20 protein-coding genes are annotated in these 24207 nt (G+C 58.9%); 15 read left to right on the top strand and 5 right to left on the bottom strand.

Going from position 1 to position 24207, the window contains the following annotated elements:
- Position 1: 1 nt before the first annotated feature.
- The 10 genes from HSW_RS02410 (at position 2) to HSW_RS02365 (ending at position 13104) form a co-directional block, all read left to right on the top strand.
- Entirely contained in the window at positions 2-1222 is a 1221-nt protein-coding gene (locus HSW_RS02410; RefSeq protein ID WP_044000684.1) for a lanthionine synthetase LanC family protein, read from the top strand.
- 24 nt (positions 1223-1246) lie between these two features.
- A complete protein-coding gene (locus tag HSW_RS02405) occupies positions 1247-2194 on the top strand; it encodes an LLM class flavin-dependent oxidoreductase (protein WP_052346027.1) in 948 nt (315 codons plus the stop codon).
- 73 nt (positions 2195-2267) lie between these two features.
- Entirely contained in the window at positions 2268-4454 is a 2187-nt protein-coding gene (locus HSW_RS02400) for a peptidase domain-containing ABC transporter (protein ID WP_044000683.1), read from the top strand.
- A gap of 147 nt (positions 4455-4601) precedes the next feature.
- A complete protein-coding gene (locus HSW_RS22425; protein WP_052346026.1) occupies positions 4602-5714 on the top strand; it encodes a sensor histidine kinase in 1113 nt (370 codons plus the stop codon).
- Positions 5715-6476, top strand: a complete 762-nt coding sequence (locus HSW_RS02390; protein WP_044000682.1) for a LytR/AlgR family response regulator transcription factor — start codon at positions 5715-5717, stop codon at positions 6474-6476.
- 396 nt (positions 6477-6872) lie between these two features.
- Positions 6873-7688 (top strand): septal ring lytic transglycosylase RlpA family protein, encoded by an 816-nt coding sequence (locus HSW_RS22420; protein WP_081768225.1) that lies wholly within the window; start codon positions 6873-6875, stop codon positions 7686-7688.
- A 199-nt stretch (positions 7689-7887) separates the two neighbouring features.
- Complete coding sequence (locus HSW_RS02380) at positions 7888-8481, top strand: outer membrane beta-barrel protein (RefSeq protein ID WP_044000681.1); 594 nt, start codon at positions 7888-7890, stop codon at positions 8479-8481.
- Positions 8482-8548: 67 nt separating this feature from the next.
- Positions 8549-11044, top strand: a complete 2496-nt coding sequence (locus HSW_RS02375; protein ID WP_044000680.1) for a penicillin acylase family protein — start codon at positions 8549-8551, stop codon at positions 11042-11044.
- Between the two features lie 75 nt (positions 11045-11119).
- On the top strand, positions 11120-12712 hold the full coding sequence (locus HSW_RS22415; RefSeq protein WP_081768224.1) for a TonB family protein: 1593 nt from the start codon (positions 11120-11122) through the stop codon (positions 12710-12712).
- A gap of 14 nt (positions 12713-12726) precedes the next feature.
- Positions 12727-13104 carry a hypothetical protein gene (locus HSW_RS02365; RefSeq protein ID WP_044000679.1) on the top strand — a complete coding sequence of 126 codons (378 nt, stop codon included), beginning with the start codon at positions 12727-12729 and terminating at the stop codon, positions 13102-13104.
- A gap of 77 nt (positions 13105-13181) precedes the next feature.
- On the opposite strand, the gene HSW_RS02360 is transcribed toward HSW_RS02365, so the two are convergent.
- Positions 13182-14393, bottom strand: a complete 1212-nt coding sequence (locus HSW_RS02360) for an alpha/beta hydrolase family protein (RefSeq protein ID WP_044004007.1) — start codon at positions 14391-14393, stop codon at positions 13182-13184.
- 183 nt (positions 14394-14576) lie between these two features.
- Here HSW_RS02360 and HSW_RS02355 point away from each other — a divergent pair, with 183 nt between their 5' ends.
- The 4 genes from HSW_RS02355 to HSW_RS02340 all read left to right on the top strand — a co-directional run bounded on the left by HSW_RS02355 (position 14577) and on the right by HSW_RS02340 (position 18700).
- Entirely contained in the window at positions 14577-14993 is a 417-nt protein-coding gene (locus HSW_RS02355; protein WP_044000678.1) for a BlaI/MecI/CopY family transcriptional regulator, read from the top strand.
- The gene (locus HSW_RS24925) at positions 14965-16323 is read left to right on the top strand and encodes a TonB family protein (protein WP_044000677.1); all 1359 of its coding nucleotides are present in this window, start codon (positions 14965-14967) and stop codon (positions 16321-16323) included. The genes HSW_RS02355 and HSW_RS24925 overlap by 29 nt, the downstream gene beginning before the upstream one ends.
- A gap of 162 nt (positions 16324-16485) precedes the next feature.
- Positions 16486-17475, top strand: coding sequence for a hypothetical protein (locus HSW_RS02345; protein ID WP_052346022.1), 990 nt, complete (start codon positions 16486-16488; stop codon positions 17473-17475).
- Between the two features lie 187 nt (positions 17476-17662).
- Entirely contained in the window at positions 17663-18700 is a 1038-nt protein-coding gene (locus HSW_RS02340; protein WP_044000675.1) for a hypothetical protein, read from the top strand.
- Between the two features lie 170 nt (positions 18701-18870).
- Here HSW_RS02340 and HSW_RS02335 read toward each other — a convergent pair whose 3' ends face one another.
- Positions 18871-20442, bottom strand: a complete 1572-nt coding sequence (locus tag HSW_RS02335; protein WP_044000674.1) for a DHA2 family efflux MFS transporter permease subunit — start codon at positions 20440-20442, stop codon at positions 18871-18873.
- A gap of 77 nt (positions 20443-20519) precedes the next feature.
- Between HSW_RS02335 and HSW_RS02330 the strand changes: the two genes are divergently transcribed.
- The gene (locus HSW_RS02330; RefSeq protein WP_044000673.1) at positions 20520-20897 is read left to right on the top strand and encodes a four helix bundle protein; all 378 of its coding nucleotides are present in this window, start codon (positions 20520-20522) and stop codon (positions 20895-20897) included.
- Between the two features lie 92 nt (positions 20898-20989).
- Here the strand turns inward: HSW_RS02330 and HSW_RS02325 are convergent, their stop codons facing one another.
- The 3 genes from HSW_RS02325 to HSW_RS02315 form a co-directional block, all read right to left on the bottom strand.
- A complete protein-coding gene (locus HSW_RS02325) occupies positions 20990-22096 on the bottom strand; it encodes an HlyD family secretion protein (protein ID WP_044000672.1) in 1107 nt (368 codons plus the stop codon).
- 77 nt (positions 22097-22173) lie between these two features.
- On the bottom strand, positions 22174-22599 hold the full coding sequence (locus HSW_RS02320) for a universal stress protein (RefSeq protein WP_044000671.1): 426 nt from the start codon (positions 22597-22599) through the stop codon (positions 22174-22176).
- A gap of 99 nt (positions 22600-22698) precedes the next feature.
- The gene (locus HSW_RS02315) at positions 22699-24033 is read right to left on the bottom strand and encodes a TolC family protein (protein WP_081768223.1); all 1335 of its coding nucleotides are present in this window, start codon (positions 24031-24033) and stop codon (positions 22699-22701) included.
- Positions 24034-24207: the final 174 nt, after the last annotated feature.

Here is a 24207-nt window from a genome sequence, read left to right as displayed (position 1 = left end):
CATGCCGGCTACTGCTTCATTTACCGCTGAAAAAAACCTGTCGGCCTACCTGACGGAAGGGCTGAACCTGCTCCCGCAGCTGCCGGCCACGGATATTTCCCTGTTTTCGGGCAAGCTGGGCCATGTGCTGCTGTATGCCTACACCTATAAGCTGACGGGCGAGGAAGGCCACTGGGACCACGCCATGACCTGCCTGGATGAAGTGCTGGACAAACTCCGGAACCCGGCCGGCTCGGCCCTGATTAGTGTACCCGGCGTGATTCCATGCCTGTGTTACCTGCTGCAGGTGCTGAGCACTGATGGCATAACCGACATCGACCTGGGAACTGACACGCTGCGGCAGCTGGATGAAGTGGTATTTCGGAATACGCAGGCTAACCTGCAGGACCGCAACATCGATTTTCTGTACGGCTCCGTGGGGGCCCTCAACTACCTCAGCACCCGCCTAGGCCACAACCCGGCCGCCGCCGGCTACCTGCGCATCCTGCTTCAGGACTTGCTGGCGCACAAGGTGGAAGATGCGCGCGGCGTACGGTTCTACAACTCCCACATCAACCGCATGAACAACAGCACCGATATGAACCTGGGCCTAGCCCACGGGCAATGCGGGCTGCTGCTGGTGCTGCTGAAACTATACGAGGCCGGCACCCTGCAGGCGGAAATCCGGCCGGTAGCCACCGGCATGCTTCGGTACCTGCTAAGCCTGCAGCTGCCTCCCGAGCCGGAAAACGGCTACCACTCCTTCTTCCCGGCCCGCTTCGATGACGATATAGCACCGAGCGACCCGCTGAACCGCGTGAAGTACAACAACCGCATGGGCTGGTGTTACGGTGATTTGAACGTGGTGCTGGTGCTTTACCGCGCCGCCCGCATCCTACAGCTGCCTCACCTAGTGGCCCTTGCCGATGAGGTAGGCGCGTACACCTGCACCCGCCGCACGCTGGAGGCCTCCGGTATCGAGAATGCGCATATCTGTCACGGCTCAGCTAGCCTAGTTATGTGCTACAACGCCCTGCTGCGCGAAATGCCCCTGGCCTGCTACTCCGAGGCCAAAAAGTACTGGCTGCACCGCACTACCACTTACCTCGACGAAGAATACCGACAGGCCCTCACCAACAAGCACGCCCCGGGGCTGCTGATGGGCATTCCGGGAATGCTGCTGATTCTCGTCACGGAAATGCTGGATACCCCAACGTCCTGGGAGCAGCTTTTTCTCTTCTAGTCCTTCCACCCTCCTCCCGCCATCATGAAAAAGCTCTCCATTGGTTTATTGGATTTTGGCATTCGTCATACGGAGATGAACAGCCTGCTGCGCGTAACGGACCTGCTGGATTACGCCAGCCGAGCCGATTTACTGGGTTTTTCCCGGCTCTGGATCAGTGAGCACCACATTTCTTCCAAGAAGCAGTCCTGGAGCAACCCCACCATTCTGCTCCCCTTACTGGCCGGCATGACCAGTCGCATCAAGATTGGAGTAGCCGGAATTCTGCTGGGTATCCACCAGCCCTACCACGTAGCCGGCGACTACAAGATGCTCAACAATCTGTTTCCCGGCCGTATTGATCTGGGCCTGGCCAATGGCGGCGTGATGCCCACGGTGGCGGAGCTGGCCACCGGCATTGCGGGTTTGAACATGCCTGAGTCGTTTGCCCGCCACCTCGAAAAGCTACTGTTCTGCCTGCGCAACGAGGAAGAGCTCCTACAATTGGGCACCGTCATTCCCCCGTTTAAGGGCACTATCCCCGAAGTCTGGTCGCTGACGACCAATATGGGCCGGGGCCTGCAGCGCGCCATTGATAATAGGATGAACCTCTCGCGCTCCATCTTCCACAAGGGAGCCGACCGGGAGTTTCACAAGGAGGAGTTGCTGGCGTTTAAAGAGTCTTTCTTCGCCCTACACGGCCACTACCCGCAAACGAATCTGGTGCTGGCCGGGGCGGTGCACCACACCACGGCCAAAGCCAAAGCCGCCGTGTTTGCCACCGAGGAAGGCTACGACTACAACATTGTAGGCACCGCCAACCAATTTTATGACACGGCTCTGCAATACCAGCAGGACTATGGCTTCGATGAAATTATCCTGATGAACGTGGCCATGAAACCCAAGGACCGCGCCGTGGCCCTGGAGCTTTGGAGCGAAGCCTTCAGCCTGAAAGCTCCGCCGGTCAAAGCGAAAAAAGCCGCCGCCGTTTAGCCCCGATTTCCCGCTCCTGCCCTGCTCCGGGACCTAGCAGTAGGCCCGTTCCTTTCTATCCTTTCTTGGCTATATGACAACGTTTCCTCATTACCGGCAGCTCGAATCCATGGATTGCGGGCCTACCTGCCTGCGGATGATAGCCCGGTTTTATGGCAAAAACTTCAGCCTTGAAACGCTGCGCCAGAAAACCCGCCACAGCCGCAACGGGGTGTCCCTGCTCGGCATCAGCAAGGCCGCCGAGCAGATTGGCTTCCGGGCCGTGGGCGCTAAAGTGCACTATAAAGACCTGCTCACGGAGGCCAACTTGCCCTGCATTGCCCACTGGGACCAGAACCATTTTGTGGTCATTTACAAGGTAAAGAAAGACCGGGTGTTTGTGGCCGACCCCGGCAAATCCCTGCTTTCGTACAGGAAAACGGAGTTTCTGGAGAAGTGGCAGATTGGGGAAGGGGTGAAGGAAGAAGGGATTGTGCTGTTTGTGGAGCCTACTCCATCCTTCTACTCGGTGGAGGAGGAAATTGACAGCTCCATTGGCGTGGCCAAAATTCTGGCTTACCTGACCAGCCATAAGCACCTGTTTCTGCAGCTGTTGGTGGGGCTGCTGGCGGGTGCGTTCCTACAAAGCCTGCTCCCATTCCTGACCCAGGCCATCGTGGATATCGGTCTCAACACCCGCGACGTACAGTTCATTTACATCGTGCTGGCTGGGCAGTTGCTCTTGTCCATCGGGCAAACCTCGGTGGAATTTATTCGGGGCTGGATTCTGCTGCACATCAGCAGCCGCATTAGCATTGCCATCCTCTCCGATTTCCTGATGAAGCTGCTGCGCCTGCCGCTTTCGTTCTTTGATTCGCGCATCACCGGCGACATCATACAGCGCATCAACGACCAACGCCGCATCGAGCTGTTTCTGACGGGCACGCTGCTGAACACGCTGTTTTCCATCATCAGCCTGCTGGTATTCGGGAGCGTGCTACTGTCATTCAACAATTCCATCTTCCTGATTTTCATGGGGGGCAGCCTGCTGTACATGGCCTGGGTGACCATCTTTCTGCGCTACCGCAAGAAGCTAGATTACAAGCGTTTTGCTATTTCCAGCACCAGCCAGAACAACATCATGCAGCTCATCGGCGGCGTCCACGAAATCAAGCTCAATGACTGCGGCAGCTACAAGCTCTGGGAATGGGAGCGAATTCAGGCCAAGCTGTTCAATTACAACACCCAGACGCTGGCGCTAAGCCAATATCAGCAGCTAGGCGCATTCTTCATCAACCAGACGAAGAATATCCTCATCATTTTTTACGCGGCGCAGGCCGTTCTGAACGGTACGCTTACGCTGGGCGAAATGCTGGCTATTCAGTTCATTGTGGGCCAGCTGAACCTGCCGGTGGAACAGCTCATCCAGTTCATGCAAACGGCCCAAGATGCCAAAATCAGCGTGGACCGGCTCAACGACATCCACCGGGTACCCGACGAGGAACCCGAAGATAAATTTCTGATTACCAACCTACCCGACGAAAAGTCCATTCATCTGCGCGACGTCAACTTCACCTATCCCGGGGCGGGTAACCACCCCGTGCTGCGCGGCATCGACCTGTACATTCCGCCGGGCAAGGTAACGGCCATTGTGGGCGACAGTGGCAGCGGCAAAACCACCATTCTGAAGTTGTTGCTGAAGATTTACCAGCCCGAAACCGGCAGTATCAGCATGGAGGACACCGATTACAACTCCATTTCCCATACGGCCATCCGCAAGGAGTGCGGCGTAGTGATGCAGGAAGGCTTCATCTTCTCCGATACCATTGCCAACAACATCATGGTGAGCGACGAGAAGAAGGACCTGCCTAAGCTGCTGCACGCCATCCGGGCCGCCAATATTGAGCAGTTCATCAAGGACTCCCCGCTGGGCCTCAACACCAAAATCGGGGCCGAGGGCAACGGCCTGAGCCAAGGCCAGAAGCAGCGGATTTTCATTGCCCGGGCCATTTACAAAGACCCCAGTTTCCTGTTTTTCGATGAGGCCACCAACGCCCTGGATGCCAATAACGAGAAGATCATTATGGAGAACCTGGACCGGTTTTTCGCGGGCCGGACGGTAGTGGTAGTCGCTCACCGGCTAAGCACCGTGAAGAATGCCGACCAGATTGTGGTGCTCAACAAAGGCAAAGTGCAGGAAATCGGCACCCACGAGGAGTTGGTCGGCCTGCGGGGGCACTACTATCAGTTGGTGCACAACCAGCTGGAGTTGGGCAACTAGCCCCGGTTCGCGCAAAAAACCGGACGTCAGGCCGCCGGCCTACTCGGCTTGGCTGTACAAATTCCCTACATTTCTGCCCAGATGTAAAACCTGAGGTGTGCGGTAATCCGCACACCTCCTTGTGTTTGTTCTCTCCCTCCTTATTTTATGCTGGACCAATCAAAAGGACTTACCGCCATTTTATCCGGTACCAACAGCAACAAGAATATCACTATTCTGCTGCACGTCCTGTTCTGGGTGGTGGCTTACAACTGGTTTGCCTTCCAGGGCCGCTGGCTCAGCGGCGAAGGCCACCCGTTCGTGACGATGATTATCGCACTGGACAAGAACGTGGTAGTGCTCATTTCCTTCTACCTGATTTCCTACTGCATCGCCCTCAAGCTGCCCACTCCCCAGATCTGGGGGCTGGTGCTGGGTGTGCTCACCATTGCCCTTATCTGCTACAGTCTGCTGGCCTATTACACCTATAACTACATCAATACAACGGTGCCCACCATGCCGCTGTATTTCAAAAACCTGGTGCGCAGCCTCTCCAAGCAAGGTGCCTGGACGTTCCTGCGCGACCCGGAAGTGCTCTACTTTCATTTCGAGCAGTTGGTGCTGGCCATTTTCGTCCCGCTTATTATCAAGGCCTTCCGGGCCGCTTTCCAGTCCCGCATCAAGAGTATTGCGCTGGAAAAGGACAATCTGAAACTGGAGCTCAACTTTCTTCGCTCCCAGATCAACCCGCATTTCCTGTTTAATACCTTGAATAGTGTATATTCACTCATTGAGGATAAGGACCGCACGGCGGCTTCCATCGTCTTCTCCCTCTCGAATATGATGCGCTACGCCCTTTATGACTCCAACACCACGGAGGTAGAGGTAGATAAAGAGCTGGCTTTCATCAAGAACTACATCGAAATTCAAACTATCCGCCACAGTCGGCGCCTGGAAATAGAAATGGATATTTCCCATCAGATAGGCCACCAGAGCATTCCGCCGCTGCTGCTTATCAACTTCATCGAGAATGCCATCAAGCACGGCGTGGATAAGCTCATTAAAAAGGCCTGGATCCGGATTAAGGCCTACCGCGACGAAACCGGCGCCTTCTGCTTTTCCGTGGTCAACTCCAAGCCGCCGCAGTCGGGGGAGGAAGTGCGGGAAGGAATTGGCATTCGCAACACCCGCCGCCGCCTCAATATTATCTATCCGGCCCTACATTCGCTGGAGATAAAGCAAAGCGAAACCCAATATGCTGTTCTGTTAAAAATCTGGTAGATGAGTAACCCGTTAGCGTGTGTCATCATTGACGATGAGCCCCTGGCCCAGGACCTGATTCTGAAGTATGCGGGGCGGCTGGGGTTTCTGGAAGTAGTGGCCGTGTTTGATAACGCCATTGAAGCCCTAGGGAAAGTGGAAGAGCTCCGGCCCGACCTCATTTTTCTGGATGTGAACATGCCCGAAATGAACGGCATTGAGTTCCTCAAAACCTTCAATGAGTTCAAGCCTGCCGTTATCCTGACAACCGCCTACTCAGAATACGCTATCCAGGGGTTTGAATACGATGTGGTAGACTTCATCCTGAAACCTATCACTTTTGACCGGTTTGTGAAGGCGGTAAATAAGGTGCGGGAGAAGGTGCGCCTTAAAACGCCGGTGCCCGCAGCACCTTCCCGGCCTGAGTTACCCCCAGCCAACGAGCCCGAGCTGACGGACAAACGGCGCATGCTATTGATTAAGGAGAACAAGCGGTTTCTGAAAGTAGCATTGGCCGAAGTGTTTTTCATTGAAGGCATGAAAGACTACCTAAAAATCCACACCACGGGCAAAGTCATCACCACCCACATGACGATGACCAAAATGGAGGAAATGCTACATGAAACCGATTTCCTGCGGGTCAACCGTTCCTATATTGTGCAGAAGTCGGCCATCAAAGCCATCAATGGCAACGTCATTGAAATGGCTAATAACACGGAAATACCTATTGGAATCAGCTACCGGGAGATGATCAAAAAGATGACCGACAGCGGGGTATTATAGAGAAGTCATCGGGTAATGAGCACGTTACGTTGGACTGCCCTCTCATCACCACCGCCGGTAAGGAAACCAGGTTATAGAACTCCCTCTTACTCTTAGCACATTTCCGGGACTTTTGCAACCTGCCTTTTGCATAGGCAGCCCGTAAAAAGCCAAAATTTTTTAAGCGACGGATAGTCGCATTTCAGCAGCCAGTTGCCTAATGTCTAAAAAGAGTGCAAAAACCGTCTCAACGAAACACAATCAACTATTTGGGCCGTGCTCACCCAATAGCTTAAATACAATATTTCTTTAAAAAGATCAATTCTTAGCTGTGTTACCCGTGGTATACGCAACCTGATTAGGCAGTGGTTTGGTGGAGGCTTCTAGATTTGTCGCATTCACCAACCAAGGGACTACATGAAGTTGACTCTACGACTACATCTCTCGGGCTTGATGATGGGCCTGCTCCTCGTGTTGCTGACGGCCTTCATGGCCTCGGCGCGCACCCGGCAGGCATGTGATGATGAAAAAGCCCCGGCCGCCGCTAAAAAAACAACCGTAATGCGGGGCCGCGCCTCCTGGTACGGTCGTGAACACCAAGGAATGCGCACCAGCAGCGGTGAGCGGTTTGACCGCAACAAATACACCTGCGCCCACAAAACCTTGCCCTTCGGCACCCGCCTGCGGGTTTCCAACCCCGAAACCGGCAAAGCAGTAATAGTACGCGTAACCGATCGGGGCCCGTTCCGCCACCAGCGCATTCTGGATCTGGCCGAAGTAGCGGCCCGCCCGCTGGGCATCGTCACGCACGGTGCCGTATCGGTAGTGGCTGAAGTTGTACCCGCTACTACTCCCCTGGGCCCAACCGATGCCCCGGAAGAACTGGCTGCCCTAGCCGCCGACTCTACCATTACCGCCGAAATTCACACCGATATTCGCCCCGGCCAGACGGAAGCGGCTGATGTAGCCCTGCTGGCCGAACCCACCGCCACCTTTGTAATTCAGGCCGGTACCTTTGGCGACCCGCGCAACGCCCGTGCCGTGATGGACAAAATCCAGAGTGTGGAGCCGAAGCTGCTGGTAACCACCGTGGCCACCACTACTGCCGAGGGCAAAGCCCTGAACCGCGTAGTAGTAGGCCGCTTCGCCACCCAAGCTGAGGCCGATGAAGTACGGCTCCGGCTGGCCCGCGTAGGCGTGGCCGGACTAGTCCGGCAGGGTGAGAATCTGTAAATCACGGATTCAAACAGATTTTCTAGGTTACACGAATTTGTAAGGAGCACTTGCCGGCAACGGGAAGTGCTCCTTTTTATATTGTCCCGGCACACTATTTGCCACCTGACTGATTGGTGGGTATAGATTCGTATTGATACGCTGCTATGCCTTAGGCTTCTTTAGCCACTTATAATTTCATCCTCTCATTCCTTACAGTATGTGCAAACCCTTTTACTTTATTACCGCCGCATTATTGCTGCCTCTTACCGCAGCTCTCGGCCAAAGTCAGACCACCAAAGGCACCCGTACTCTGGGCATTGCCAGCAGTGACTCGTATTACGATTCTGGTTCCTACGGTTCAGATCTGAATTTGTCGGTATCTCCTTCTGTCGGCAAGTTTTTTGCCGACAACTGGGCGTTTGGCGTGGCTGTACCACTTTCGTATTACTATCGAAGCTATAAGAGGGAAGACAGCCGTGGCCACAATGTAGTATTGGGGCTGGCGCCTTGGCTTCGGTACTACATTCCTTCCGAGAGCCGCCACCGTTTATTTGCAGAGGCGCAGGCAGGCGTACTGGCCGATGCCTATTGGGGACGCCGCTCTGTGTACGACCCAATTGTTAATAACCGGACAGAGAAGTATAGCGGAACAGATTTCGGCTATCTGGCTGGTGTTGGAGCTGGCTACTCGTATTTCCTGACGCCTAACGTTGGCTTGGAAGGAGTTCTGAGCTACAACAGAGGCGGTTTTGACAACGGCAATGGGGCACTAGGATTAAGCATTGGCCTACGGGCCTACCTAGGCCAGTAGTTACGCGGCGGCGGCACCAGAAACCGAAGCATTTGCTACCTTCCGCTCCCGCGAAACTGGTTGGCAAATGCTTCGATTTCTTCCGGGCACTCTGGTGCTCCTCGTTACGCTTACCCTTACCTGGGTCCTGAACACCAAGCAGGGCGACGTGCCGCCCGTGGCGCGCCTGCTGAGCCCGTACCGGGGCTTCTGGCAGAATGCCGAAACCCCGGCTGACTTCCCGCCGCAGCAAACCCTGCACCTCGCCGGCCTGCACCAGCCCGTGCGCGTACGGTTCGACGACCGGCGGGTGCCCCACATTTTTGCCCAGAACGACCACGACTTATACTACACCCAGGGCTACCTCACGGCCCGGGACCGGCTCTGGCAGATGGAGTTTATGACCCGCGTGGCCGCCGGCCGCATTTCAGAGGTTGTAGGACCAAAAACCTTGGAGTACGACCGGTTTCAGCGGCGCATGGGCCTGCCCTACGGGGCCGAAAACTCATTGCGGGCCATGCTGAAAAACGACACGACGCGGCTGGTGCTGGAGTCGTACTCGGCGGGGGTGAATGCCTATATCAGCAGCCTCTCGCCAAAAGAGTACCCGTTTGAATACAAGTTCCTCGATTACGTGCCCGAGCCCTGGCAGCCGCTCAAGTGCGCCCTGCTGCTGAAGCTGATGGCCTGGGACCTGAGCGGCCGCTCCGACGACCTGCGCCTGAGCAACATCCTGAGCAAGTACGGCCCCAAGGTGACCCAGGACCTGTTCCCGGATTACCCGTTTCGCGAAGACCCCATTGTGCCAGTAGGCACGCCGCTGGATTTCAAGCCGCTGCCGGTGCCGGCCTCGCCGCCTTCGTTCACGGCAGCCTTGTCGGATAAGGTGCCCGAGCGGGAGCCGGATGCCGAGCTGGGCTCCAACAATTTTGCCGTGGCGGGCAGCCGCTCGGCCTCGGGCCTGCCACTGCTGGCCAACGACCCGCATTTGCAACTGAACCTGCCCAGCATCTGGTATCAGGTGCAGCTGCACGCGCCCGGCCAGAACGTGTACGGCGTGACGATTCCGGGTGCGCCGGCCGTGATTATCGGCTTCAACGAGCAGGTGGCCTGGGGCGTGACCAACGTGGGCGGCGACGTGCTGGACTGGTACCAACTCAAATTGCGGGACAACACGAAACGCGAGTACTGGCACGACGGCCGCTGGAAACCGGTGCGCCGTGTGGTGGAGCGCATTGTGGTGCGCGGCCTCCCCGACCGCCTCGACACAGTGCTCTACACCCACCACGGCCCCGTGGTATACGACCACGACGAGAAGCCCTTCAACCCGCAGACGCCCACCCAACACGCCATGCGCTGGACGGCCCACGAGGGGGCCGACGAGGTACTGGCCTTCGTGAAGCTCAACCACGCCCGCAACTACCAGGATTACGACCGGGCCCTGCGCACCTATGCCTCCCCGGCTCAGAATTTCATCTTCGCCAGCAACCAGAATGACATTGCCATCCGGCCCAACGGCCATTACCCGCTGAAGTGGCCCGAGCAGGGCAAGTTTATTCTGGATGGCACCGATGCCCGCACCGACTGGCAAGGCTGGATTCCGATGACGCAGACGCCGCGGGTGCAGAACCCGGCCCGGGGCTTCGTATCGTCGGCCAACCAGCACTCCGCCGGGCCCGACTACCCCTATTATATTGGTTGGGACTACGCGCCCTGGGACCGGGGCCACCGCATCAACCAGCAGCTAGCCAAGATGCGCCGCGCCACCGCCGACACCCTGCGCCTGCTCCAGAACGACAACCTCGGCATCAACGCCCAAACCATGCTGCCGTGGATGCTGGCCACGATAAATGGCAGCAAGATGATCGATAACTGCTATGCGCCGCCCGCTCCGAATTCGCCGGAATATGCGGCAGTGCGGGCGTTGGCAAAGTGGGACTACCACTATACTACCGACGCCGTAGCCGCCACCATTTTTGAGCTATGGTACCAAGAGCTGGTGAAACGCCTCTGGGACGATGATTTCGGTAAACCGGCTACCGGGCTGGAAATGCGCGCCCCCTCGCAGGACCGCACAAATCGGTTGTTACTTACCCAATCGGGTAATCCGGCTACCTGCTTCCAGGGTGGCAGCCTTTGGATTGACGACCGGTGTACGCCGCAGAAGGAAAATGTGCACGACCTGCTGACGGAGTCCCTGCACTTCGCCGTGGATTCGCTGACCCGCAAATTCGGACCGCAGGGGCCGAAGTGGGGCTGGGCCAACCAGAAAAGCACCGACATCAACCACTTGGCCCAGCTGCCGGGCTTCGGGCACCAGGATATCGTGTGCGCCGGCAGCCGCGGCACCGTCAATGCCACTACCTCGCGCAACGGCCCCTCCTGGCGGATGGTGGTGGCGCTGGGGCCGCAGGTGAAGGCCTACGGCATTTTCCCCGGCGGGCAGAGCGGCAACCCAGCCTCGGCGTACTATGATGATATGCTGGAAAGCTGGCGCGTGGGCAAGCTGGACGAGCTGGTATTTCTGCGCGCCGCCGACGAAAACCACCCCCGCCTGCAAGCCGCGTGGCGGCTGGAGCAGTAGGTTTCGGCAGTACCGGTTCCGTACGTAACTTGCTGGGCTGGCAGCACACTTTTTACGCTCTATCTCCTCTCTGTAATGTCTTTATCGTTTACCCACTCCGCGTGGCCTCGTGTGCTAGTAGCGGCTTGTCTGGCCGGAGCCATAGTGCCTGATGCGCAAGCCCAGAAGTCCGTTAAAAAGCCTGTTCCGGCCGCTAGTACTACTCCGCCCCGCATCTACAGTCTGTATGAAGTGCAGACGAGGCCGGAATACGCGGAAGGTGAATACGCACTGCGGCAATACCTACAGACCCAGCTGCGCCGGCCCGCCGCCGTGAAGGCCGGCACGGAGCGGGGTGTGGTAACGGTCAGCTTCATCGTGCAGCCGGATGGCCGCCTCACCGATGCCTTTGTGGCCCGGGGCCTCAGTGCCGCCAGTAACGCCGAGGCCCTGCGTCTGGTGCAGGCCATGCCCCGCTGGCGCCCCGCCCGCTACCAGGACAAGGCCGTGGCGGTGCAGTACCCTATTTCTATCCCATTCGAGCCTCCCATCCAGAAAACCGTTACCGTCCGGGGTGAAACCGATTTATCGGGTCTGGAGGGCAGTGGGCGTGTGATGGAAGAAGTGGTGGAGAACAAGATATACACCTACGTGGAGCAGATGCCAGTCTTCCCCGGCGGACAGTCAGGCCTCATCAACTACATTCAGGCCAGTCTGCGCTACCCCGCCGAGGCCGCGCAGAAACAGGTGGAGGGCAAAGTATTCGTGAAATTCACGGTGGAGCCCGGCGGTAAAGCTATCAACCCGGAAATCATAAAAGGCCTGGGAGCCGGCTGCGACGAAGAAGTGCTGCGGGTAATTCGGGTGCTGCCGCCCTTTGAGCCGGGCAAGCAGAATGGCCGCACCGTGTCAGTATCGTACACAGTACCGGTTACCTTCAGTCTGCAAACCACCCCGGGTGCGCCCGGCGTAACCATTCCGCCCGCTCCCACCCTGCCCAAACCCGAGGAAAAAGTGTACACCTACGTGGAGCAGATGCCTCGGCTGGCCGGCACCACCGAAGCCACCATTGCCTCCGCTTTGCAGGCAGCCGTGGTACTGCCCAAGGAAATCCTGCAGGGCACCACTGAGGGCCGGGTGTACGTGAGCTTCGTGGTGGGACTGGATGGCCAAGCCGAAGACGCCAAAATCCTCCGCTCCCTGTGCCCTGCCTGCGACGCGGCCGCCCTGGCCGCCGTAGCCAAACTGCCGCGCCTGGAGCCCGGCCGGCAAAACGGCAGAACGGTGCGCGTGCAGCTGACCCAGGCGCTCCAGCTCTACAGCCCGACCCACGTTTTCGAACCCCGTGAGGCAGCCACGCAGGCCACTTTTCCCGGCGGCGGCGTAGCTCTGCGCCAGTACTTTACTGAGAAGCTGAAGGAGCCGAAAGTACTGACCAAAGAAAACCTGCGGGGAGCCGTGGAAGTACGCTTCGTAGTGCAGGCCGATGGCCGGATTGGGTCCGGCGAGGTAGTGCGCCCGCTTTGCCGCAGCTGCGACGAAGAGGCCCTGCGGCTGGTGCGCACCATGCCGGTCTGGGCTCCGGCCCGTGACGTTACCGGGCAGCCAATTGCCGTGCGCCAGAGTGTTATTATTCCGATGCCCGCCCCCGAGCTGCCGCGCAAAAACGCCGGAGCCATCGAAGACTGATCCGCCTCATTTGTATGAAATCCTTTGGCTTATTCTTCCTGCTGGTGCTGCTTGCCTGTGCACTGGTTCAGCTTTTTCTCCCGTGGTGGATGCTGGTGCCGGCGTGTCTGCTGTTGGCTGCCTGGCGCAACCCTTCCGGTGGCCGGGCTTTTGTGGCGGGGCTGCTAGGAGCCGGACTTAGCTGGTGGCTACCCGCTACCTGGCTTACCTCGCACGGAGCCGGCTTGCTGGCCACCCGCGTAGCAACGCTGTTGCCGCTGGGCGGCAGCGCGCCCCTGCTGGTGCTGGTAAGTGGCCTGTTGGCAGGGTTAGTGGGTGGTCTGGCCTGCCTGAGCGGAACATGGCTCCGGCAGGCTTTTGCCCCGAAAGCAGCCCCGCAAAGCCTACTATAGCCACCAAAAGAAGCTCCAACCGGCCCCTACTGAATTTAGTAGGGGTCGGTTGGAGCTTCTTTGCACGCAACTCTCCCTTAAAACTGCGAGATGAATGCAAAGGCCTGCAGCGTATAGCTGGTAACCGATGAGAAGTGGTTACCACCCTGAATCGGGCGCAGCTCTACCTGCGTAGCCCCCCGGGCCCGCATGGCCGCGTAGGCATCCTGGGAGTTGAAGTACGGCACGTAATCATCGGCAGTGCCGTGGAACAAGGCTACCGGAGCCTTGGGTTTCCAGTCGTAGATATCATTGTCGCGCAAGGAAGCCGTCAGGGCTACGTCCGTATCATTCAGCACCTGTTGCCGGAAACCGGCCGTGAACAACTGGCTGGCCTGGGCCGGCACTTCTCCAAAGGCATTGGTCTGCAGTTGCGTGGCGTACGGCTCCTGATAGTAAAACGAATACGGCCGGTTCAGCTGGTATACCCGGTTGTAGGTATCGAGCACCCACACGTAAGTACTCAGAAAATTCAGCGGCTGGGTGGAGCGCATGATATACTTCGCAAACTCCGATTTGTGGTAGGCCCCGGCCCCTGGCGCACTGGCCGTTACCGGCAGCTCAGAAGCGTATTTCTCCTCCAGATACTTATGTAACGCCATGGTGGCGTAGCCACCCTCGGAGTAGCCCAGCAGAAAGTTTTTCTGGTTGACGCTGACGCTTTCCTTTTTACAGAACTCCCGGGCCGCCCGTAGCATATCGGCCGAGGCCGAGGCCAGAGAAGCGGCGTGCTCATAGGGGTGCGGCAGGGCTTTTGAGGCCCCATAACCAATGTAATCGGGGGCCGATACCACATAGCCCGTAGCCGCCAGCACTGATACGGCTGACCACAACTCACTGCTCTGACTGTAGTAGGAAGGCGCCCGATTCTCATCATCGGGCCGGATGGTGCCATGCTGGTAGCTGATGACCGGCAGTGCCGCCGGGGCCACCGGCACCAGCAGCGCGCCCGAAGCCGTTACCAGCTGTCCATCGGGGTTGCGGGTGGTGTACGTGAGGCGGTATACCCGCACCGAGTAGCGGGCCAGGGAGCCCACCAGCGGAATATCCGGCACGCGGGCGGCCAGCTGGGCCGGCGTGTACTCGCCCAGCAGGGTGCTGCCGGTTAGCGTGGTAGCGGGCGGCGTGGCAGCCGGGGTTTCGGGGGCGGCGGGCTCGGGGGTATTGCTGTTGCAGCCGGGGGCCAGCAGCACCGTGCTCAGCCAGAGCGCGCCCACGGCCGGCAGGCGGCGAAGAAAGGATATCGTCACGAAGAGAAACAGGAGTTGGTGAAGAAGCTGCCCATAGAACAGCTCCGACCCGCGCGCCGTTCCCACCGGCTTCCGCCAGAGTGGTTTACCCCGATGACTAAAATATATTTTGTTTCAGCCAAGAAATTAGTTGTTAAACTAAACAAATAGTTATACCTTCAACTCATTCACCATCCACTACTTATGCCCGAACCTACTTTCCCCGAACTCACCCGCGCCGAGGAGCAGGTGATGCAGGTGCTCTGGCAGCGCGGCCCCTCCTTCGTGAAGGATGTGGTGCCGGAGCTGCCGCCCCCCGCGCCGGCCACCACCACCGTGTCCACCATCATCCGTATTCTGGAGCAGAAGGGCTTTGTGGGGCACGAGGCCTTCGGACGCACGCACCGTTACCACGCCCTTGTAGCCCAGGATGCCTACCGACGCTTCTCACTGGGCAAGCTGCTGGGCGGCTACTTCGGGGGCTCCTTTTCGCGGCTGGTGTCCTTCTTCGCCAAGCAAGAGGACCTGAACCCCCAACAGCTGGAAGAGCTCCTGCATCACGCGCAACTCCCCCCTTCCGATGCCGACGCCGATGCTGCTCCCGACAAGCACCCTGCTTAGCTGGCTGGGTCAGAGCACTCTGCTGCTGGGCCTGGCATGGCTGTTTTACCGCCAGCTGCTACGCCAGGAGCGGTGCTTCAGCTACAACCGCCGGTTTCTGTTGCTCGCGCCTTGGGCTGCTTTGTTACTCCCGCCGCTGCTGGCATTGCTTACGCCCTGGCTGCCTACCTGGCAGGCGGCTCCGGGCGTGGCGCAGCTGCTGTATGCCCGCGTGCTACCCGCTGTTACAGTTTCGGCGACGGGTAGCGGGGCAGCAACCGGATCGGTAGCGTGGCTGCCGCTGCTCTACGGGCTAGGCGTGGCGCTGGGGCTGAGCCGACTTGCCGGACAGGTGCTTCACCTCTGGCTGACGACACGCCGCTGGCCCCGTCACCCCCGGCCGGGCTACACGTTGGTACTCACGGGCGGGTGGCGGCCCACTGGCTCGTTTGGCCGCTGGGTATTCTGGGACGATACCGCCGCGCTCAGTGAGAACGAAGCGGCCCAGGTACTCCGTCACGAGGTGGCCCACGCCCAGCAGGGCCACACCGCCGGGCGGCTGGCGCTGGAAGTGGCACGGGTGCTGCTGTGGCCCTGCCCGTTCGTGCACCTGTTTCCGCCGGCCCTGGAGCTGACCCACGAGTTTCTGGCCGATGAAGCCGCCATCCGGCCCGACCCCACCACCCGTCCGACGCCTGGCACCGCCGAAACCTACGCGGCCCTGCTGGCCCGCGCCGCCCTGCGCCAGCTCCACTCCGATTTACCGCTTACTCATTCGTTTACCCAATCCTTCACCCTTACCCGTATCCGTATGCTTACCTCCCATTCCCCGGTCCGGCGCTGGAAACAGCGACTGGCCCTCCCTCTGAGCCTGGCTTTGCTGGGGCTGCTGGCCTGCGAAAAAGCCGTCGAGCTGCCGCCACCGCCGCCACCGATTCTGCTCACGCACGCCCAACCCGCCCCGCCGCCGCCACCCGCCCTGCGCGAAGACCAGCCCGCGCCCCCACCACCACCGCCTGCCCTTCCGACGGAGGAGCAGGGCCCGGGCTATCCGGGTGGACAGGCCCAGTTGATGGCGGATATTTTTAAACTAGTAAAATACCCGGCCGTAGCCAAGAATGCGAAAGTGGGCGGAAGCGTGTTTGTGCAGTTCATTGTAAGTGAGCAGGGCCTGATCCGGGACGCCGCCGTAGTGAAGGCTCCCAAAGGCCCCGCCACCGCCGTAGCGGCGCTGAAAAAAGAGGCCTTATCAGCCGTCAATAGCCTGCCGGGCCGCTGGACGCCCTGCCAGCGCAACGGCCAGCCGATAGAAACCCGCTATACTATTCCCATTTCGTTTGCCATCAAGTAACCCTGTGGACTATTAATTAGCAAAACCGCTGTTCACTGTTGAGTGGGCAGCGGTTTTTGGCCTTGGACCGTATATTAGCCCTGAGCGCCCGGTAGTGCAGGGCTGCTCAGGATGTTGGGTACAGTGGAGTTCCGTGGGAGCCGCTGCTTGATTTATGCTGTGATGCGGAAGAAAAAGGGAGTTACTCCCGTTGCGTGGTTTGGTTGGTTGTTGATTGTACTAGGGCTGCTGAGCGGCTGCGACTCCGGTTCCCGGCAACCCTCGGCCGACTCCGGCCCTACGCCCGCCGAGCTGGCCCGCCGCCGCCAGCAGCTCCTGCTGCAGGATTCTTTGCTGGTCGATTCGGTGGCCCGCACCGGGGGGCAGCTGGCGGGCGCCGTGCTACCAGGCAGCCGCATCGTGGCGTTTTATGGCAATCCGCTGCATAAGCGCATGGGCATTCTGGGCCAGTACCCCAAGGACGAGATGCTGCGCCGCCTGCGCCTGGAAACTGCCGCTTGGCAGCGCGCCGACAGCCTGCCCGTACGCCCGGCCCTGCACATGACAGCCATTATTGCCCAGCGCGACTCCGGGGCCGATGGCAAGTACCGCCTGCCTTTGCCCGACAGCACCATTCGCCGCGTTATTGCGTGGGGTCGGGAGCATAATGCCCTGGTATTCCTGGATGTGCAGGTGGGTCTGAGTGATTTGCAGCACGAGCTGCCGCCGCTGGCCAAATACCTGCGCTTGCCCTTCGTACACCTGGGCATCGACCCGGAGTTTTCCATGAAATCGGGGCGGCGGCCGGGCACGGAGGTGGGCGAGTTCGACGCGGCCGACATCAACTACGCCCGCCAGTTTCTGGCCCGCCTCGTGCGCGACAACCGGCTACCGCCTAAGGTGATGGTGGTACACCGCTTCCGCCAGGATATGGTCACCAACTACCAGAACATCCAGCTCGACCCGCGCGTGCAGATTGTGATGCACATGGATGGCTGGGGCACGCCCGGCATCAAGCGCAGCTCCTACCGCAAGTTCATCCGGAAGGAGCCCGTGCAGTACACTGGCTTCAAGCTGTTCTACCGCAACGACCAGCGCCCCGGCTCCCGCCTCATGACACCCCGCGAAGTAGCTGCCCTCTCCCCCGAGCCGCTCTACATTCAGTATCAGTAAAAAGCAAGTGTGTAATTGTGCAGCGTGAAGTAGCCCGTCGGCTGTTGATGCGCAGCTTCTGGTCTGGCCGGCAGCATCAGCCCGACTACCTTACTACCTGCCCCGGCACAATTTCACGAATTCGCCATTTCACCTTTGAGAAACCCGTACCTTCGCTGCGTTTCCGACTTCAATCCCTTTCCTTTCAGTGTCTTATTTCCGGACCTTCACCCGCCTGACGGCCCCCGCGCTGGCTTCCCTGGGCCTCGCCTTCACTCTCACCACCTTGCCCGGCTGCGGCTCCCGCTCCGGCACTGATACTGAGAATCCCGCCACCGTAGCCGATACTACCAAACCTGCGGTTATCGACACGGTGAAGCTGAAAATGGAAGCCATGCGCCGCGACTCACTCAAGGCCGATTCCATTGCCAAGAAGAACGGCCAGCTGCCGGGCGCTATCCTGCCGGGTCACCGCATTGTGGCGTTTTATGGCAACATCCGTTCGAAGGGCATGGGTATTCTGGGCCGGGAGCCGAAGGAGCAGATGTTCCGCAAGTTTGAAGGCGTGCTGAAGGAATGGCAGGCCGCCGACCCCAGCATTCCGGTGCAGGCCGCTTTGCACAACGTGACCATTACGGCCCAGGGCACGCCCGGCAAGGACGGCAAATGGCGCCTGATGAACTCCAAAGCCACCATCGAGGAAGTACTCAGCTGGGCCAAGGAGCACAACTGCATTCTGTTCCTGGATGTGCAGCCGGGCCACAGCACCCTGCAGGCCGAGCTGCCCAAGCTGGAGCAGTATCTGAAAGACCCCATCGTACACCTGGGCATCGACCCCGAGTTTTCGCTCTCCACCATGCCCGGCGTGCGCCCCAACCAGAAAATCGGGACGCTGGATGCCAAGGACGTGAACTTCACGGTGAACTTCCTGGCCCGCATCGTGAGCGAAAACAAGCTCCCGCCCAAAGTGCTGACCGTGCACCGCTTCACCCGGAAGATGATCAGCAACTACAAAAACATCAAGCTGGACCCGCGCGTGCAGATTGTGATGCACATGGACGGCCACGGCGAACCGACCCTGAAAAAGGACTCCTACAAAGCCTACATCCAGGCCGAGCCCGTGCAGTATACCGGCTTCAAGCTGTTCTACGAGTACGACGCCCGCCCCAAGCCCCACCACATCATGACGCCTAAAGAGGTGCTGGCTGAGCTAACTCCCAAGCCGCTGTACATTCAGTATCAGTAGGTGGTGAAATGGTGAGATAGTGAGTTTGATGTTCTAACACCTAGCTCCCACGTAAAACGGCCCCGACAACTTTGGTTGTCGGGGCCGTTTTCGTTTTCATACAATAAGGAGTTCGGTGTTTTTTCTGCGCAAACCAGTGCATTCTGAACATCAAACTCACCATTTCACCGCTAGTGCGCGGCGTTCAAATCCACTTTTTCGCCGGGTTTGGCGCGCTGGATGAGCAGCATCAGGGGCAGACAGAGCAGGAAGAAGGCGCCAATCATCAGGAAGGTCTGGCCGTAGGTGATGATGGAAGTCTGCTTCATAATCATGCCGCTGAGGGCGGCGTAGGCCTGCTGCTGGGCATCGAGGAAGCTGGCGCCTTTGCTCATGAAGCTGGCTGTGAGGCCCTGGAGGCGCTGCTGGGTTTCGGGGTCGTAGAGCGACACGTTGGAGGCCACGCCTACCCGGTTCTGGGCAATGGAGCGCTCCAGGTAAGTGCCCACCAGCGCCACCCCGAACGAGCCGCCGAGCTGGCGGATCATGCCGGTGAGGCCGGCGGCCTGACCCGCATCCTTGCCACTGATGCCGCTGAGCGACATGGTGGTAATGGGCAGGAACAGCAGGGCCAAACCAAATCCGCGCAGCAGCAGCGGCCAGAAGAAGTCACTCTCGCCGGCCGTGGGCGAAATCTGGGTGCTCATCCAATAGGAGAACAAAAAGAAAGTGATGAAACCCACCGGCAGAATGTACTTCTGCGGCACGCCGCCCTGAATCATCTTGCCCACCACCGGCATCATAAAGCCCGACAGCAGTGCCCCCGGCAGCAGAATGTAGCCGGTCTGCTCAGCCGTGAAGCCCAGGATGCGCTGGCAGAAAATTGGGAAGACGAACACCGAGGCAAACAGCCCAAAGCCGAGAATAAACGACAGGAACGCCCCAATGGCCAGGTTGCGGCTGCGCGTGAGTACCCGCAGATCCACGATGGGTTGCTTGGCCGTCAGCTCGCGCCAGATGAAGCCCACCACGCCGATTACCGACATCAACGTAAAGAAGTTGATGTACAGGCTCTCGAACCAGTCCTCGGTTTCGCCCTGCTCCAGCACCAGCTGTAAGGAGCCCACGCCCAGAATCAGCAGGAAAATTCCCAGCCAGTCAATTTCCCGCAAAGGGCGCGGAATGGCGTTCTTGATGCGCTCCGGGTCGCGGATGAACAGCACGGTAAAGATGCTGGCCATAATGCCTACCGGAATGTTCACGTAGAAAATCCAGGGCCACTCGTAGTTGGTCACAATCCAGCCGCCCAGCGTGGGGCCGATGGTGGGACCGATAATCACGCCCATCCCGAACAGAGCCTGCCCCAGGGGCAGCTGCTTGGGGGGGAAGGTATCAATGAGAATGGCCTGGGAAGTAGCCATCAGGGCCCCGCCCCCAATGCCCTGAATGAAGCGAAACGCCACCAGTTCCCAAATGTTGGTGCTCTGCCCGCACAGCATGGACGCCAGCGTGAACAGAATTACGGAGAACAGGTAATAGTTACGGCGGCCGAACTGCTCGGCCAGAAAGCCCGTCATCGGAATGACAATGACGTTGGCAATGCCGTAGGAGGCCACTACCCAGCTGACTTCCTGCTGCGTGGCCGAGAGGTTGCCCATCATCTGGGTCAGGGCCACGTTTACGATGCTGGTATCAATGAGCTCCAGCAAGCAGCACATCACCACCGTAATGACGATGATCCACTTGGTAAATCCGGTTTCCACGCTGATATAGGGGATGAGGGTGTGAGGGTAAGCGGATAGGAGTTATTTTCTTTGGAAGAAATCAGCTTCTATCCACTATGCCGAACAGTGTATCAAATTTTGATTTCGCCGAGGAGTTTCGGCAGCGCACCAAGACGTTTGCGTTGCGCATTATGAAGCTGGCAGACCAGTTGCCAACGGAGCCGTCTTGCCACGTTGCCGGCATGCAGATTTTGCGGGCCGGTACTTCCGTAGCCGCCAATTACCGGGCAGCTTGCCGGGCGCGCTCCGAACGGGAATTCAACGCCAAGCTGCACATTGCCTTAGAAGAAGCTGATAAAGCCGTATTATGGCTAGAGCTATTGAACGAAGGCGGCCACTTACCCTTTGGTAAGCTGGATGATCTTCTGACTGAAGCCAGAGAGCCATTACGTCCATCCTCGGGAAAGCAGAAAAGACCGCCCAGGAGAAACTGAAAAGAATCGGTAAGAAAGAATCGGTAAGTAAGAAGGGTAAGAACGTTTGATGCAGAAAAACTCCTGCCCTCCTACCCTCTCACCCGCCTACCCTATTTCACCTTAACCGTCGCTACCACGCTCATGCCGGCGCGCAAGGGGTGCTCGGGGTCAGTTTTGGTGAGGGTGATTTTGACGGGGACGCGCTGGGTTACTTTCACGAAGTTGCCGGAGGCGTTATCGGGGGGCAGCAGGGCGAAGCGGGCACCAGTAGCGGCCGAGAGTGACTCGATTTTCCCCTCGAACTCCTCGTTCGGGTAAGCATCCACTTCCACCGTTACCGGCTGGCCCACGCGCATGTTTTCCAGCTGGGTTTCCTTGAAGTTCGCTACTACCCAGGTACGCTCCGAGGCTACAATGCCCATCAGCTGCTGGTTGGGACCTACTACCTGACCGGGCTGCACGTTCTTCTTGCTCACGATGCCGTTACCGGGGGCCACAATAGTGGTGTAGCTCAGTTGGAGCTTGGCGTTATCGAGGTCGGCTTGGCGCTGTTTTACTACGGCCTCTGCTACGGCAACCTGCTGACGCGCGGCCGCAACCTGCTGCTGGGCTACCCGCACCTGCTGCTGGGCTGTGGCACGCTGGGCACTGGTTGATTTCAGGTTGGCCTGCACGGCATCATACTCGCTCTGCGGAATGATGTCCTCTTTACGCAGAAATTCGCTGCGCTTCAGGTCCTTCTCCAGGCGGGAGCGGTTCGCTTCACTTACGCCAATGGTGGTTTGCGCAGTGCTAACGTTGGCCGTGGCAGTACCTACGCCGGCGCGGGCGGCTATTACATTGGCCTGAGCCGCAGCCAGGGCGGCCTCAGCAGCGTTTACCCGCTGCTGATAGTCGGCGGGATCTACGGTTACCAGCAGGTCGCCTTTCTTGATGGGCTGGTTATCCTCCACCTTTACTTCCAGCACGGGACCCGATACGCGGGGCAGAATCGGGTACACATCGCCTTCCACCTGGGCGTCGTCGGTTTCCTCATGGGTTTGCCCGAACTGGTACCGCTGCCAACCGAAATAGCCGCCTACCAGTAGCACCAGCGCCAGAATAATGAAGATAATCGGGCGCTTGGAGCGGCCCTCGGGTTGCTCGTCCACTACCGGCTCGTAGGCGGCAGACTGGGTAGGCGCTACGGCCGAATCGTGTTGAACGGGAGTTGCCATATGGGTACTTGGTTGTTCGGGTTTCAAAAGAAGGGAAGGACGCGGCTGGCAGTTAACAACCACGTAATCAGAAGGATTTACGCCGATTGGCGGTAGGCGTTGGGAGAACCGGGCTTCACCAGCAGCGTCACGCACGAGGCGATGCGTACCACGGTTTCGGCGGTGCTGCCCATCAGGAAGCGCGTGAGGCCCGTCTGGCCGTGCGCGCCAATAACAATGATGTCGGCAGGGTAGCGGCGGGCTTCGGCCACTATTTCCTGCGCCGCATTGCCCTGAATAACCACCGTGGTTACCCGCGCGCCGGCCTGCTGGGCCGCTTCATGATGTCGGGCCAGCCGCCGGGCCAGCTCTACATCATTCACCGGGGCCGTGTTGGCCGCCGGACCGGGTTCCAGCACATGCAGCAGCCGCAGCTCCGCCCCCGTGCCCGCCGCCAGCGCCGCCGAATACGTGACCAGGGCCTCCGTCGCGGCAGAAAAATCAATCGGACACAGGATGGTCATGGTGGGAAAGGTGAAATTGTGAAAGGTGAAGTTGTGAGAAGATGTCAGGAGCGAAAGCAGAACTACTACTTTACAACTTCACCTTTCACCATTTCACCGCTACCAAATCTGCTCGCCGGTGGCGCGGCGCAGCTGGTATTGGCCGAGCGTGTAATTGTAAATGGACTGCAGGCGCGAGAGGCGCGACTGGGCCAGCTGGGTTTCGGCATCGAGCACATCCAGGTTGTTGCCCACCCCGTAGCGGTAGCGGGCTTTGGCGCGGGTCAGCGCGTCGGCGGCCTGCCCAATCTGCACCTGGGAATTATCGTAGCGCGCGGTACTGGTCTGCATGGTATTCACGGCCTGCAATACATCAGCCCGGATCTGCTCCTGCGTGTCCTGAGTGCGGGCCTGGGCTCCTTTGATAGCCGACTGGGCCGTAGCGCGCTGATACTTGTTCTTGTCCCCATCGTAAATCGGGATGTTGAGTTGGGCGCCGGCTACCGTGTTGAAGCGGAACCGCTCCAGATTCGGCACGATGTAGCCGTTCTTGCCGCCCGCCTGCGCCAGCACGCTCAGCGTGGGTTTGTTGCTGGTTTCGGTGATGCGCAGCTGCGCGGCGGCGGCCTCTTCCGCATCCTTGGCCAGCTTCACCTCGGGCCGGTTCTCAGCGCCTTTCGCCAGCGCGTCCTGCACATTCACGGTCTGCGGGTTGTACTCGAAGCGCCCGCGCACCGGAACCACTGCCGACTCGGGACGGTGCAGCAGCCGGGCCAGCTGAATCTCCTGGTTACGCAGCTGGCTCTGAAGGTCGATTTTGCGGTCCTGGGCTTGGGCAATGCGCACCTGTGTCGTCGTCACGTCAAAGTTGGTGCTTACACCACCTTCTACCCGCTTCGCCATTTCCCGCTCATGCTGGCGCAACGAGGCAATCTGCGCATCCTGCACCCGGATGGCTTCGCGGGCAAACAGAATGCTGTAGTAGCTCTGAGCGGCGGCGTACGCCAGGTCGCGGCGGGTTACATTGATCTGGTCGGTAGCGGTTAGGGCCCGCAGCTTGGCCGCGTTGATGGCCGCATTGGCTCGCCCGAAGTCCAGTACCGTGTAGCGGGCCGTTACGTGGGTATCGTAGTTATTGGCCGGCGCCAGCTGAAACGTGGCGTCGCCCAGCGGAATTTTCACCACCGGGTCGATGCGGGTGTAGCTGGCCGTACCGTCCACCGTCGGCTTCAGGTAGGTGCGGGTTTCATCGAGACGACTCTGCGCCTGATTCACCTCTTCCTGCAAAGCATTGATGGCAGGGTTGGCATCCAGCACCGAGCGGACAGTGGTTTCCAGCGACAGGGAGTCGCCGGCAGTAGCGGCGGCAATAGGCACCTGCGCATGAGCTGCACTACCTACCAGCAACCCGAGGGTTGTGAGTAGCGGTGCAGTGTGTTGGAGTCGGAAAAGCATATCTGGAACAGCTTATGGATGTCCGCCTTTTACCTAACCTCGTGCCAACACGTTAAAATCATTTTAATGATAGAAAAAAACACTCCTTATTAACTGGAAATGAAGAAAATATTTTTCCTGGGTCAATTATATGAATTTATATATACTATCCTTAAATCCTCAAATATCAGGAAA

This window comes from Hymenobacter swuensis DY53 (assembly GCF_000576555.1).
GTDB lineage: Bacteria > Bacteroidota > Bacteroidia > Cytophagales > Hymenobacteraceae > Hymenobacter > Hymenobacter swuensis.
Note: the sequence above shows the minus strand (reverse complement) of the source record. Positions and strands in the feature narration are given on the sequence as shown.

What these genes read in the sequence shown, in the direction of transcription:
- HSW_RS02375 (WP_044000680.1), top strand. Translation starts at nt 8,549, where the DNA reads ATGCTTCGATTTCTTCCGGGCACTCTGGTGCTCCTCGTTACGCTTACC.
- HSW_RS02410 (WP_044000684.1), top strand. Translation starts at nt 2, where the DNA reads ATGCCGGCTACTGCTTCATTTACCGCTGAAAAAAACCTGTCGGCCTAC.
- HSW_RS22420 (WP_081768225.1), top strand. Translation starts at nt 6,873, where the DNA reads ATGAAGTTGACTCTACGACTACATCTCTCGGGCTTGATGATGGGCCTG.
- HSW_RS22415 (WP_081768224.1), top strand. Translation starts at nt 11,120, where the DNA reads ATGTCTTTATCGTTTACCCACTCCGCGTGGCCTCGTGTGCTAGTAGCG.
- HSW_RS02330 (WP_044000673.1), top strand. Translation starts at nt 20,520, where the DNA reads ATGCCGAACAGTGTATCAAATTTTGATTTCGCCGAGGAGTTTCGGCAG.
- HSW_RS02325 (WP_044000672.1), bottom strand. Translation starts at nt 22,096, where the DNA reads ATGGCAACTCCCGTTCAACACGATTCGGCCGTAGCGCCTACCCAGTCT.
- HSW_RS02400 (WP_044000683.1), top strand. Translation starts at nt 2,268, where the DNA reads ATGACAACGTTTCCTCATTACCGGCAGCTCGAATCCATGGATTGCGGG.
- HSW_RS02320 (WP_044000671.1), bottom strand. Translation starts at nt 22,599, where the DNA reads ATGACCATCCTGTGTCCGATTGATTTTTCTGCCGCGACGGAGGCCCTG.
- HSW_RS02315 (WP_081768223.1), bottom strand. Translation starts at nt 24,033, where the DNA reads ATGCTTTTCCGACTCCAACACACTGCACCGCTACTCACAACCCTCGGG.
- HSW_RS02365 (WP_044000679.1), top strand. Translation starts at nt 12,727, where the DNA reads ATGAAATCCTTTGGCTTATTCTTCCTGCTGGTGCTGCTTGCCTGTGCA.
- HSW_RS24925 (WP_044000677.1), top strand. Translation starts at nt 14,965, where the DNA reads ATGCTGCTCCCGACAAGCACCCTGCTTAGCTGGCTGGGTCAGAGCACT.
- HSW_RS02345 (WP_052346022.1), top strand. Translation starts at nt 16,486, where the DNA reads ATGCGGAAGAAAAAGGGAGTTACTCCCGTTGCGTGGTTTGGTTGGTTG.
- HSW_RS02380 (WP_044000681.1), top strand. Translation starts at nt 7,888, where the DNA reads ATGTGCAAACCCTTTTACTTTATTACCGCCGCATTATTGCTGCCTCTT.
- HSW_RS02405 (WP_052346027.1), top strand. Translation starts at nt 1,247, where the DNA reads ATGAAAAAGCTCTCCATTGGTTTATTGGATTTTGGCATTCGTCATACG.
- HSW_RS02355 (WP_044000678.1), top strand. Translation starts at nt 14,577, where the DNA reads ATGCCCGAACCTACTTTCCCCGAACTCACCCGCGCCGAGGAGCAGGTG.
- HSW_RS22425 (WP_052346026.1), top strand. Translation starts at nt 4,602, where the DNA reads ATGCTGGACCAATCAAAAGGACTTACCGCCATTTTATCCGGTACCAAC.
- HSW_RS02390 (WP_044000682.1), top strand. Translation starts at nt 5,715, where the DNA reads ATGAGTAACCCGTTAGCGTGTGTCATCATTGACGATGAGCCCCTGGCC.